Origin of the sequence: Pauljensenia sp. 20925_1_27, assembly GCF_041432835.1 — a bacterium.
Taxonomy (GTDB): domain Bacteria; phylum Actinomycetota; class Actinomycetes; order Actinomycetales; family Actinomycetaceae; genus Pauljensenia.
In genome coordinates this window covers 1-12708 of the sequence record NZ_JAPWAH010000002.1, presented here as the reverse complement: position 1 = coordinate 12708, position 12708 = coordinate 1, and the positions used below count along the sequence as shown (strand labels likewise).

Annotated in this window: 11 protein-coding genes and 1 other RNA gene; 9 read left to right on the top strand and 3 right to left on the bottom strand. The window is 63.5% G+C overall.

Annotation, left to right across the window (positions count from 1 at the left end; genetic code table 11):
- Nucleotides 1-11: 11 nt before the first annotated feature.
- From O3684_RS01565 to ssrA, 3 genes are all read left to right on the top strand, one after another.
- Entirely contained in the window at nt 12-2702 is a 2691-nt protein-coding gene (locus O3684_RS01565) for a YhgE/Pip family protein (RefSeq protein WP_500064593.1), read from the top strand.
- Nucleotides 2699-4903 carry a YhgE/Pip family protein gene (locus O3684_RS01560; protein ID WP_500064590.1) on the top strand — a complete coding sequence of 735 codons (2205 nt, stop codon included), beginning with the start codon at nt 2699-2701 and terminating at the stop codon, nt 4901-4903. Before O3684_RS01565 ends, O3684_RS01560 begins: the two co-directional genes overlap by 4 nt.
- A 100-nt stretch (nt 4904-5003) precedes the next feature.
- Nucleotides 5004-5381: a transfer-messenger RNA gene (gene ssrA / locus O3684_RS01555) on the top strand.
- 132 nt (nt 5382-5513) lie between these two features.
- Here ssrA and O3684_RS01550 read toward each other — a convergent pair.
- From O3684_RS01550 to O3684_RS01540, 3 genes are read right to left on the bottom strand one after another with little or no spacing between them, the layout of a single operon-like run.
- The gene (locus tag O3684_RS01550; RefSeq protein WP_500064588.1) at nt 5514-6227 is read right to left on the bottom strand and encodes a hypothetical protein; all 714 of its coding nucleotides are present in this window, start codon (nt 6225-6227) and stop codon (nt 5514-5516) included.
- 59 nt (nt 6228-6286) lie between these two features.
- Nucleotides 6287-6481 carry a hypothetical protein gene (locus tag O3684_RS01545; protein WP_500064587.1) on the bottom strand — a complete coding sequence of 65 codons (195 nt, stop codon included), beginning with the start codon at nt 6479-6481 and terminating at the stop codon, nt 6287-6289.
- Nucleotides 6478-6801, bottom strand: a complete 324-nt coding sequence (locus O3684_RS01540) for a 2-oxo-4-hydroxy-4-carboxy-5-ureidoimidazoline decarboxylase (protein WP_500064586.1) — start codon at nt 6799-6801, stop codon at nt 6478-6480. Before O3684_RS01540 ends, O3684_RS01545 begins: the two co-directional genes overlap by 4 nt.
- 636 nt (nt 6802-7437) lie before the next feature.
- Between O3684_RS01540 and O3684_RS01535 the strand changes: the two genes are divergently transcribed.
- From O3684_RS01535 to O3684_RS01510, 6 genes are all read left to right on the top strand, one after another.
- Nucleotides 7438-7962: a DUF6932 family protein gene (locus tag O3684_RS01535; protein WP_500064584.1), complete on the top strand. Its 525-nt coding sequence runs from the start codon at nt 7438-7440 to the stop codon at nt 7960-7962.
- A gap of 370 nt (nt 7963-8332) precedes the next feature.
- Nucleotides 8333-8911: a hypothetical protein gene (locus tag O3684_RS01530; RefSeq protein WP_500064583.1), complete on the top strand. Its 579-nt coding sequence runs from the start codon at nt 8333-8335 to the stop codon at nt 8909-8911.
- Nucleotides 8912-9154: 243 nt separating this feature from the next.
- Nucleotides 9155-10831: an FAD-dependent oxidoreductase gene (locus tag O3684_RS01525; RefSeq protein WP_500064582.1), complete on the top strand. Its 1677-nt coding sequence runs from the start codon at nt 9155-9157 to the stop codon at nt 10829-10831.
- A gap of 217 nt (nt 10832-11048) precedes the next feature.
- On the top strand, nt 11049-11228 hold the full coding sequence (locus O3684_RS01520) for a DUF8730 family Cys-rich protein (protein WP_500064581.1): 180 nt from the start codon (nt 11049-11051) through the stop codon (nt 11226-11228).
- A 123-nt stretch (nt 11229-11351) separates the two neighbouring features.
- Entirely contained in the window at nt 11352-11717 is a 366-nt protein-coding gene (locus O3684_RS01515; RefSeq protein ID WP_500064579.1) for an iron ABC transporter, read from the top strand.
- A 332-nt stretch (nt 11718-12049) separates the two neighbouring features.
- Nucleotides 12050-12652, top strand: a complete 603-nt coding sequence (locus tag O3684_RS01510) for a class I SAM-dependent methyltransferase (RefSeq protein WP_500064578.1) — start codon at nt 12050-12052, stop codon at nt 12650-12652.
- Nucleotides 12653-12708 lie beyond the last annotated feature (56 nt).

Here is a 12708-nt window from a genome sequence, read left to right as displayed (position 1 = left end):
AAGGCGACCTTGTGCGAGGTTCCGTCAGGATTTTTCGTCGTGATCTGCTGAGGCTGGTACGTGTACCGGTCGCGTGGATTGTCATCATCGGTATGGCATTCGTGCCCGCGCTCTACGCGTGGTTCAACATCGTTGGCTTCTGGGACCCGTACTCGCAGACTTCCCACATCCGCGTGGCGGTGGCGAACGAGGACGAGGGCGCGACCAAGGACCGGATCGGCACCGTGAATGTGGGTGCGATGCTTGAGACTCAGTTGAAGCAGAACGATCAGCTGGGCTGGCACTTCGTGAGCGCCGACGAGGCCCGCGCGGAGGTCGAGCGCGGTGATTCATACGCGGCCTTCATCATCCCGGCGTCTTTTTCGCGTGACCTGACGGGCATCGTTGACGGTACGTACGTCAAGCCGAATATCCAGTATTACGTCAACGAGAAGAACAACGCGGTGGCCCCCAAGATCACGGGGGCGGGTGCGACGGCGTTGGATCGCCAGATCAACTCGGCGTTCGTGTCGACGGTGGCCAAGGTTTTGTCGGAGAAGGCGTCCGAGGCCGGGGTGAGCATCGCGAACAACGCTGACCAGAAGCGTTCGGACGTGTCTGCTTCGGTGTCCGAGGCCTCGGCGAAGCTGGGCAGTGCCTCGCAGACCCTGGAGGGTGTGGGGGAGAAGATCGACGCGGCGAAGGCTTCGGTGGCCTCGGCGCGCGCGACCCTGAGCGACCTGGATAGCGCAGCTTCGGATCTGTCGGCGTCCCTGGACCGGGCGGACCAGCTGGTGGGCGACTCGCGTTCCTCGCTGGCCTCATTCTCCGGTCAGATGGGCGGTGCCCTCGACGGCCTGTCCTCGAACGCGGCGAGCGCCCTTGCGGGGGTCTCTGCGGACGCGGGCACCCTCGACGGTGCGGTGCAGGGCGCGTCCGGACGCGTGGGTGGCCTGCTGACCGAGGGCACGTCGATCAACGACTCGGTGGGCGAGGTGCTCACGGAGCTGAATGCCCTAGGGATTGGGAACCTGCCCGCCGCGGGGACGGCTCTGGCAGACCTGACGAACCAGAACACCGCGCTGTCCGCGGCCCTCGGGAACCTGACGACCCTCAACTCGGACCTCTCGGCGTCATCCTCATCGATCACGAACGCGCTGACGTCGGCCTCCGATGCCTCGGCTGCTGTCTCGTCCGCGGTGACGAACGCCCGCAGCGGCGTGTCTGCCCAGCTTCCCGCGATTTCGTCGGCGCTTGACGATTTCTCGAGCGCATCCTCGTCGATGCGCGGCTCCCTCGACACCTTGCGCAGCCAGCGCGACCAGGTGTCGGGCCTGCTCGACCAGCTCGATTCCCTGCTGGACGGGGCAAAGACAGCGACTCAGACGAGCGCCACGAACGTCGCTGCGATCACGTCCGACCTGAACTCGGTGGCGACGGACATCTCGTCGCTGTCCTCCTCGAATACGCTGCGCGACCTCTCGAGCTCCCTGGGAGTCAACGCCGAGTCGATCGCCTCCTTCATGGCCTCGCCGACGCAGATCGAGACGAAGGCCGTGTACCCCGTGGCTGCGTACGGCTCGGCGATGGCCCCGCTGTTTACCAATTTGGCCCTGTGGATTGGCGCGTTCTCGCTCGTCCTCCTCCTCAAGCTTGACGTGGATGAGGAGGGCATCGGCCCCACGTCCTCTGCCGCCAAGTACATGGGCAGGTGGATGCTGCTCGCCTTCTTCGCGCTCATTCAGGCGCTTGTTGTGTCGATCGGCGACCTCATCATCGGCGTGCAGACGGTCTCCCGACTGGGTTTCGTGGGGACGGCGATGATCATCTCGCTGGTGTTCACCTCGATCGTCTACATGCTTTCCACGTGCTTCCAGCATATCGGCAAGGGCCTGTGCGTCATCATCATGGTCATGCAGATTCCCGGTTCCGCCGGCCTGTATCCGATCGAGATGCTCCCGTCCTTCTTCCGCTTCCTGCACCCGCTGTTCCCCTTTACCTACGGTGTTAATGCGCTGCGTGAGATCGTGGCCGGGTTCTATGGGCACACCTACCTGTCGTGCCTGGCGGTTCTCGGTGCCGAGGCGCTGGTTGCGTTCGCGATCGGCCTCGCGCTACGTCCGTTCTTGGTGAACCTGAACGCGATGATCACGCGCGACCTGGCCTCCTCCGGGCTCTTCCTGGCCGAGGCCACGCGCGTGCCTTCGAACCGCTACCGCCTGACGCAGATCGTGGCAGCCCTGGCCGATCACGACGGCTTCCAGCGCTCGGTCAGCGGCCGCGCCGCGCGCTTCGAGCGTCGTTACCCGAGGATTCGCCGCATCGCGATCATTCTCGGGGTTATCGTGCCGGTGGCTCTGGCGGTGCTGTCCGTCGCGAATGTGGCGGAGGTGCCGATCATTCTGGGCGCCTGGATCGTCTGGGTCCTCCTCGTCATCACTTTCCTGATTGGGCTGGAGTACCTGCGTGAGGCTTTGGCGCGCCAGCAGCTCCTCGGTGCCATGGACGAGCAGGACGTGCGTTCCCTGCTCACCCGCCGCGTGCAGGGCGCGCGATCGCGTCTCGCGCTTGGCGCGGCCGCCGTGGGCGCGTCGATCTCGTCGGCGCTTGCCTCAACCCTGGGTGAGCGCGGGGGAGAGGGCATGGACAAGGTCGACCCCGGCCTCGTCGATGAGGACAGCGCGGGTGACGCGTCGGAGGCGGCGAAGGGAGAAGAGCAGTGAGGACCATCTGGGCCATCTACCGCGCCGACCTGCGCCGCGCGCATCGTTCCCTCATCGCCAGCGTCGTCGTCTTCGGACTGGTCGTCATCCCGTCCCTGTTTACGTGGTTCAACGTGGCGGCGTCGTGGGACCCGTTCGGGAACACGAAGAGCCTGCGCATCGCGATTGCGAACACGGACGCGGGCTACAAATCGGACCTGGTGCCGCTGCACGTCAACATTGGGGACTCTGTGGTGTCCGCGCTGCGTAAGAACGACAACTTCGACTGGGTCATTGCATCCGAGGATAAGGCGGTTGAGGGGACGCGGTCAGGCGAGTACTACGCGGCCATCGTCATTCCCTCGGACTTCTCTCAGGAGATGCTGACGTTCTTCGACGGGGGAGCATCCTCCGCGCCGATGACCTATTACGTCAACGAGAAGAAGAACGGTATTTCGCCGAAGATCGCCGGGCAGGGCGCCGAGGCCGTGAGCGCCCAGGTGAACCAGATCTTCGTGCAGACGCTGTCCGAGGTCGCCCTCGATACGGCAACGTCGGTGGGGGACGCGCTGTCCGCCCCGACCGCGGTCAACACGGTGACGGCCCTCGATAACCGCGTGCAGACGGTCGCCTCGCGCCTGCGCACGGCGGCCGATAGCGCGGACGCCTACGCGTCGCTCGTGGGCTCCTCGGTGACGCTCATCGACTCGACGACCACGCTCGTGAACGGGCTGGGCAGCGCGAAGGGCTCCGCGCAGTCCGCGGTGTCGAGTGCTCAGGCTGGAGCAGGCGGGCTTGGGTCCGCTGCGTCGGCGGCGGTCTCCTCGGTGTCCGACGCCATCTCCTCCTCGCAGTCCTCGCTGTCCTCCCTGTCGAGCGCCGTCGAGAACGTGTATGCGAACGGCTCGACGAGCGCGTCGGACGCGGCTTCGACGCTGCGCTCGCAGGCCTCCGTTCTGGACACGCAGTCCGCCAGTTTCGCATCGATCAAGTCGACGCTGGAGGCCCTGCCGGGCTCGCCCGTCTCCCAGTCCTCGCTGGACCGCCTGCAGGCCGCCTCTGACCGTCTGACCGCGGTTGCGAACGGGCTGCGCGCCGCCGCGTCCGAGCTGGACTCCAAGGTCGCGAATGCCGACGCTGGGCGCGCGAGCGTGAACGGCCTGATCGCCCAGGCGCGTTCCGCGGTCGACGGCCTGTCCTCCGACTACGAGAACAACCTGCGTCCTCAGCTTGAATCGCTTGGCTCAACCCTGGCCTCGGCCCAGTCGTCCCTGAGCGCAGCGCGCACGTCCCTCGAGGGTGCGACGTCCACTGCCTCGAACGGCAGCGGGAGCGCCCGCGAGGGGCTGACCCAACTGCGCGACAACCTGGCCGGCGCGGCCTCGAGCCTGCGCGAGGCGGCCGGAAAGCTGGACTCCCTGCACGCTTCGATCAGCGAGGCGCTTGCCAGTGGCGACCTGACGACGCTCGGGACCATCATCGGGAATAATCCCGAGGCCCTGGCTGCCGCGATTGCGGCACCTGTCGGCGTGGAGAAAACTCCCGTCTACCCGGTCGCGAACTTCGGCTCCCAGATGGCGCCCCTGTACACGATCCTGGCGCTGTGGGTTGGCTCTATCCTGATGGTCGTGTCGCTGCGCTCGGACGTCACGGACTCCAACGTCGCCGACGGCCTACCCGAGGGTGACCCGCTGCGCGCGACCCTGACCGCGAAGCCCGTCGGCCTGGCCGCCGGGTACCTGGGCCGCTACCTGATCTTCGGGACGATCGCGCTCACCCAGGCGACCCTGGTGGGGCTGGGTGACCTGTACTTCCTGAAGGTCCAACACGCTCACCCGCTGCAGTTCATGGGCACCCTGTGGCTGACGGCCGTCGTGTTCTCGTTCCTCATGTACACGCTCATTGCGACATTCGGGAATGTGGGCAAGGCCCTGGGCGTGCTGCTCCTGGTCCTGCAGATTTCGGGCGCCGGGGGAGCGTTCCCGCTGGCGATCCTGCCCTCCTTCTTCTCCTCCGTTTCCCCGTTCCTGCCGGCCACGCACGCGATCACTGCGCTGCGCGCGTCGATCGCGGGGTACGCGGGGCACGAGTATGCGGATGCCATGTGGTTCCTGGCCTCCTTCATCCTGTTTGCCGCGTTCCTGGGGCTGGCGCTGCGCCCGCTGCTGGTGCGTAAGAACCGGCGCATGGTGGAGAAGCTGGAGTCGACGAAGCTGCTCTGAGGCGTCGGTTTTTCCCTTGACGGGCGTGGGCTGCGGGCGTAGACTGATGTGTCCGACGGTCTGCGGTAATGCTGGGCGTCGGGGAGTTGAAAACTCAAGAGGGGATGATCGGTTTCGACAGTGGTCGTCGATCGAAGTGAAGCGAGCCGAGAATGTGCGCTCATCTCGTTAACGATGCGTGCAAACCAATAGGTGCCGAACAGAATCGCACCGACTACGTTCTCGCTGCCTGATATCGCAGCCTGAACCTTTAGTCCGTCAGCCCGGGAGTTGCTTCCGGCCCGGTGTCTGGCGTCGTCTAGGGAGCCACTGGGAGTCGCCCATGTTGGTGGGGTGCCTCCGACACTTAATCAACTGAGCCTATCTGGCGGTGTGTCTACGCAATGCTGGGGGCTGAGAAATAAAATCGTAGACTGCGCTCGGAGAAGAATTCGGGGCCGGCTGCTGGACGGGGGTTCGATTCCCCCCATCTCCACCTGTGACGTCCCCCGCGGTCCGAGAGGACTGCAGGGGACGTTGTTGTCGTGCCCGCGTGAGTCGAGCTTCTCGAACTTGCACGCCCACGCGGAATGGATGGGGTTGGTGTCGGCGATCATCGTGCTGAAGCATGCTACCGTGACGATTGAGGTGCCTGAGGCTGAGCATTCTGATTGTATATCTGCTCGGCTTGACTCACGCATGTGGGGAGGGTGGCGGCAATGCCCCAAAGGATGATCACCCAAGCTGCGTACAGCGACACCATCCCCACGTTGTATCCGGGGCTGTGCATCCAGGTTGCGAGGCTGAGGACCATCAGCCCTACGATGCCAATGCCGAGTCCGGAGAGAGCTGCCAGGATGACGATGAGGGGCACTGGCATGGTCAGGATGCGAACCAATAGCCGTGTGCGTGTCGCATGCGTGATGTTCAGGGCGATCAGCCACCCCATTGCGCCGAGCGAGGCCTGGTATGGAAGCCCGGCTGTCGTCGAGTATGTTGTAATGGTCATCCACAGTTGCGTCCAAGTGAATGAACTACCGTCGGCAATATTTCTTCCTGCTGCGTCCGAAACGCCCATAGCGTGGGCCAGCGTAAAACATGAGTAGACGAGTGCCACCAGCAGTGACTGCAGCAGAACGAACAGGATAAGACGCACGGGGCGTCGATGTGCGAGCACAGCAGCAGTCTCTCCTACGTTCCGCACGCCGATTCGCAGTTGTTGCCCCGTCTTCCACCACTCGGCGATCTGCAGGGCGAAAACAAGCGGCAGGAGAATTATGGTGGGAACGCCCAATAATTGCAGTATGTTGACTGCTACGTCTGTAGGGGAGGGTATGCCAGTCATGCCTGAATTATCTCAGGCTGTCGACGGCGGGGGCGTGCTGACCGCTATGACGGACGTCACTACGCTTGGCTGTACTCTTTGCATCGCGCGTTTCTCCAGGGGTCCACGGACCGTGAGTCGAGCTGCTCGAACTTGCGCGCCCAGGCGGAGCGGATGGGGCAAGCGTCGGCGATCATCGTGCTGAAATGCTCGTCGACGACGTTGATGACCTCGCTTACAGAGGTGCGCGTCTCGGGGCCATCGGACATCTTCATGCCGGCCAGCCCTGGGTGATGAACTGGCTGCGGTCGGCGACGTGCTCGACGCACATGACGAGCGGATGCCCGAACGTCGCACGGTTGACCTTGGTCAGGTCTCGCAGCTCGGCGGCCTCAGCGTCGTCGGGCTCCCCCAGGGTCAGCGAGGTGGTGTCCATCTGGAGGTCGACGACGCCGGTGTAGTCGGCGATGAGTGCCTCCCGATCCTTGGACGAGGCGGCGAGGACCTCGTCTTCGAAGGGTTGGCGCAGCGCCGTCGTCGTGGCGAATGCTCGGGACTCACGCGCGTTCGTTCGGACAGCAGGCGTTGACGCCAACGAGGCTGAGGGTGCGCCCCGCGAAACTTGGGTGACCGGGCTGCCTCTCTTAGGTAGCAAGTGCCCTCACGAAAGTCCCGGGATGCCTACGCCAGCAGCAGGTGATCTCGCGTGAGAACGAGTTCGACACGTGCCCTCTGAGCTCCGCCATCCTTCCCCGGGCTTCCTAACGGAAGCCCGGGGTTTCTGTACAACTAGAAGACTTTCGCTCCTCTGCTTGTGTTCTTCACGTGTGTCATGCTGTAGCAGTGTGTGGCTCAGCTTGTGGAAAGAAGTGTTGAGTTACTTCCTTGTCGAAGGTTTCTCATGGACTGCGCGGGCTCTTCGCTCGATCCAGAAAAGTTAGTTCTGCTGTTCGAATGTTGATGTAACGACCCTGAAATAGCAGTACGCTAAGGGGCCTTCCTTCATCGGCGCTGCTTGCGCTTGGGAGGGTAGACCTTGGCGGTTGAGGTGAAGTTGATGTGCTGGACTTCGGCTATACTCAGGTGCAGATTCAATGGGATTTGATCGGTGGCGGGAGGTGCAAAGCCCCCTGTGTCGATTCTTGCGGTATTGTGTCGTCTGTAAGACAGTCAGACGCGCGTGGTGCAATGGTGGCGACGCGTAAAGGTATCGTTAGATTCGGAATGGTCAATGATCCCAACCCTGAACAATGATGGATTCCTTCCCCCAGGGCGCTGGGGAGCCACATTGGATGAGGTCCGGAGCTGTTTCGCGCAGGACTCATCGTCTTGGCGCGCTGAGGTGTGGGCTGAGTTTGAGGCGGCGCTTAGTCTCCTGCGGTCGGTAGTCCGCGTATCCAGGGTGTGGGTAGGTGGGTCTTTTATCTCCGTCAAGGAGGAGCCGGGGGATGTGGATGCAGTGTTCTTTGTGCGTGCCGATCAAATTCTGCATGCCCAGTTGAGAGAAGACGATAGTCGGATCCTCGAACTTGCAGCGAGCGGCCATCGTTTCAAGGAAGTAACTGGCCTCCGAGTAGACTCTTTCCTGGTTCCATGGCCGCTCGAGGCTGGCGCGGATGTCACGGGGTACCAGCAACTACGGGGGTACTGGGACGATTGGTGGGAGCGGCGCCGCAGACAACCTGGGGAACCAGTAGAATCAGAAGCATATCAGCGGCGCGGGTACGTGGAGGTGATCATCGATGGGAACCGTTGAAGGTCTCAACGAGCTACGCGAACGCATTCGAAGGGGTGCTCCCACATCCCAGTGGCAAACCCCTGATGATCTCTCGAGACTTTCCGTAGAATCGTTTGTCTCGCAACGTGCGACCGGCCGCATTCTACGGTCTTCAGGGGAACTGCGACTCACCGGCGCCGGTGTGCGTGGTCATGAGGCGAGTCTTCCCGCGGTGGCAAGTGTCATGAGTGCGCTGCAGCGCCTTGTAGATGCGATGGGGGCAGCGGTTGAGGGGGTGCGCACAGGCGCGGGGAAACTCCCCGAGACTATTTGTAAACGTACTCGCCTGCAGCTTAGTGCTGATCCTCAACCTGGTTCGCTCCGCTTGGTTTTTAGTCCCAATTGTGACGTGTCTGAAGAACTCGGTGGCGACGCACCTATGGTGGTGGCTGGCAATGACGAGCGGATGCTCACGGATAGAGCGTTCGAAGATCTTGTCTCCTTGTTGACAGAGGGGGCAAGTGTTGAGCCAGTTGCTGACCGCTTCAGTGCTGATGTGCGAGAACGTGGTCCCAGGGTTGCTTCCGCTTTGAAGGCTTATGCTGACACGCTTGTGCGTGGGCACTTCACCACAGACCTTATATGGAAAGAACCCGAGCATCCTACCCGGAGAGTGACGACGACGAGCGCGGATGCTGCGCGCATCTCCTCGATCATTGATGGGCGGGATCTGGATGAGGAATTCGCAAGCATTGAGGGTACTCTGATCGGTATCTTTCGTGAACGGCGCGTAGCCCTCGTTGTTGATCTAGCTGATGGAGCAGGTGTGGTTCAGATACTGCGGGGGGATCTTCAAGATGAGGACATTGACTTGTTGCATACGGGGTCCCGAGTGCGCGTCGAAGTAATTGAGAAGTCTCGAGTATCTGCCGCTGGAGAAACAAGCGTCATGCGGCGTGCGTGCCAGGTGGCAGTTGTCGAGGACTGAGCCTGCTGAACTGGCTGTCTACTACGGTCAACAGGGCGTTGATGACATAACCCACCGATTTTGTAGTGTTTCCGTCGTTCAGTGTCGATTCCTCTAACGCCGCTATCCTTCCCCGGGTTTCCGTTGGAAGCCCGGGGATTTCTGTCTGTGAGCATCTGCGTCCTGTTGTCATAATAATACCCCCGGGGGTATGGTCGATGCAGTCGAAGAAGACCAGCCCTTGAGCCAGAAAGTGAGCCGCACATGCGAGTAGTTGTCGTCGGAGGAGTCGCGGGTGGCATGAGCGCGGCGGCACGCCTGCGCAGGCGTGACGAGGGCGCCGAGATCATCGTGCTGGAACGCAGCAAGTACGTGTCCTTCGCGAACTGCGGACTCCCGTACTACGTCGGCGGCGAGATCGAAGACCCCGCCAAGCTCCTCCTTCACACGCCGCACACCCTCAAAGCGGCCCTCAACCTCGACGTGCGCATCAACTCCGAGGTCACGGCGATCAATCCCAGTGCGCACATTGTCCAGGTCGCAAACACGGAAACCGGCGAGGCCTACACGCTCACCTACGACCACCTGATCCTCTCCCCGGGCGGCCTCGCTAGCAGGCCCCCGATCGACGGCCTCGACTCCCCGCGCGTGCACACGCTGCGCACCGTCGACGATGCCCTCGCCCTGCGCGAGGCCTCGGGCACGCGAGCCGTCGTCCTCGGCGCCGGCTTCATCGGCATCGAGGCCACCGAGGCCCTCGCGCAGCGAGGCTTCGAGACCCACCTCGTCGAGTACGCCGAACACGTCCTGCCGCCCCTCGAGGTCGAGATGGCCACGCTGGTCACCCGCGAGCTGCGCGGCCTCGGCGTGTGCGTCCACGCAGGTGTTGCTGCCCAGTCCATCGTCCACGGCGACGATCAGGACTCCGTGACGCTTTCCGACGGGACCGTCCTGACCTCAGACGTCATCGTCCTGTCGACCGGCGTGCGCCCCGACACCGCCTTCGCCGAAGCCGCGGGCATCGAGACCAGCCGCGGCTACATCCTCGTCGACGAGCATGGGCGTACCAGCGTGGACGACGTCTACGCGGTCGGTGACGCCGCGGTCGGCCGAGGCCACGACCGTCCCGTCGCCCTGGCCGGACCCGCGAACCGCGGGGGACGCCTCGTCGCCGACGCGATCGCCGACGCCGAACACGGCCAGGCCACCGCGCGCCCGATCCCAAGCCCCCAGGGCACCGCGATCGTTCGGATCGGGTGCCTCACTGCCGCCATGACCGGCGCTAACCGCCAGGCCCTCGATGCCTCGGGCACGGAGTACTTCACGGTGCACACGCACGCCAACCAGCACGCGGGCTATTTCCCCGGCGCCAAGCCCGTGCACATCCTCATGCATGTCGGCACCGGCGGGCAGATTCTCGGCGCGCAAGCCGTGGGCGCCGACGGCGTGGACCGCCGCATCGACGTCATCGCGACCGCCATGCGAGCCGGCCTGAGCGCGACTGACCTCATCGACCTGGACCTCGCCTACGCGCCGCCCTACGGCCAAGCCAAGGACCCCGTCAACCAGACCGGCATGGTCGCCCACAACGTGGCGACCGGCGAACTCGTCCTCACCGGCCCCGACGCCCTGACCGAAGACACGCCGATCCTGGATGTGCGCACGCCCGGCGAGTACGCGGCCGGGCACATGCCGAACTCACTCAACATTCCACACACCCAGCTGCGCGACCGCCTCGATGAAGTCCGCACCTGGGTCGAGACCAACGTCGGCGACCAGCCCTTCGTCGTCATGTGCGCCGCGGGCGTGCGCTCCTGGATCGGCTACCGCATCGTGCGCCACGCGGGCTTCAACGTGACCATGCTGTCGGGCGGTATCCAGACGCTGCGGGCGTGGCTCGGGGACAGGGCCGAGGCCGTCCTCGTGACGGGGGAGGGCTGAGCCTGCGGATTCTTGCCCCGGAAACGACCCCGCATCGGAGCCTGAAGCAGTAGAATTTCTAGTCACAACCGAGAGCGTAACGATCGGCAATTCCGAGCGCTTGGTCCTCCGACTGGCTTCATGCGACGGTGCAACGAGCCTGAGGAGGGCGCAAGCTCGCAACACCATGGCGCGGCTCCGCTGACGAATTCGCGGCGCAACAAGGAAGGAGACAATCATGTGTCGACCCACCACCTGCGAGGTATGCGGAAAGACCACCTGGAAGGGTTGCGGCAAGCACATCGACTCGGTGAAGGAACAGGTGCCCCCGGATCAGTGGTGCGATAAGGACCATTCCGACGAGGAGTACGCGGCCGCCGAGAAGAAGCGCGGTTTCTTCGGCAGCTTCTGCAGGTAGCCTGTCACCCTCTGGTAGCGTCGCGCGCGCCGCGACGATGGGTTGTTCACGCCCTTTTTGCGGCCCACACAGATGACGTGTCAAGGAGCTTTTTTCTTCATGTGACACGGGTATTATTGAGTCATGAGGTGGACGACAAAATCAACGTGGATTCGTATCGCCGTGCTGTTCGGCATCTACCTGCTGGTGCTGGCGGCGTGGTTTAGTGTCTCGCGCGTCGCGGACTCGATGGAGATCGTGAAGAGCCTCGTGTTCCTGATCCTGCTCGCGATCCTACCGATCCTGGCGATGGCCTTTGGGGCCTGGGACGGCGTGAAGGAGGGCTTCAGCCTCCTGTGGCTGCTCGCGCCTTTCGTGTGTTTCTTGGCACCGATGTACCTGTTCCTCAACGACAGCGGGCTCATCTACGGGGTGGGCTACAGCCTGCTCGGCTTTGCAGCCCACGGCCTCGGCGCGCTCGTCCATGCGCGCCGCGCGCCGCGGGCGTAGATGCGCGCGAAGGGGTAGTCCTTCCCCGAGTCTGCGGACGCGGTTACTCTCTGGCCGAGTCGCACGCAGCGGGTGTGGCACGCAGGGGGTAACTACGCGGATAGGTTACGAACATGCGGATAGGTTATGACGATGCGGATAGCTTATTAACCTATCCGCAAGTGAATAACCTATCCGTATCCGCATAACCTATCCGCGTGCGCCTTCGTGGTTCTGTTCCTGTGCGCAGAACCCCTTTCCGCCCCGGCATCTCCCACGCAGGCGTATCATGTCCAGCAGCGCGAAGCAGCGTCGGCCTCGTGCGACGTATGGGAATACGGAGGTGTTCAGCATTGTTCTGGGATCGAGTTGCCCCGCTCTACGACCTCGTCGTCAACACGCTCAACAGGAGGGTGTACGACGGGACGGGCGGTGCCGTTGCCCGGTTGATTCGCCCCGGTGACACCGTGCTCGAATGTGCGTGCGGAACGGGCGCGATTAGCGCCGCCATCGCCCCCGCATGCGCGCGTGTGGTCGCGACCGACTATTCCGAGGGGATGCTCAAGCAGGCACGCAAGAAGCTCGCGACACACTCGAACGTCACCGTCGAGCAAGCCGACATCACGGCCCTACGCTACGCCGCCGATTCCTTCGATGTGGCCGTCGCGGGCAACGTCATCCACTTGCTGCCTGAACCGGGCGACGCGCTCAAGGAGCTCAAGAGGGTCGTGCGCCCGGGTGGCACGATCATCGTGCCCACCTACGTGATTCCCAAGAAGCGGGCGCACACCATGTTCCTGAGGGTGATCTCCCGATTCGGCGTGCACTTCCAGGAGCACTTCGACCCGGTGTCCTACCGGGCGTTCTTTGATCGTGTGGGCTGCACGGGTGTCACCTACCGCGTCGTGCGAGGTCGAATTCCCTGCGTGATTGCCTCCTTCACGAACGATCAGTAGATGCCGAGCCCAGGGCGACGTTCCGCAGCATCGCCCCGTAGGTGACCGAGTCGCGG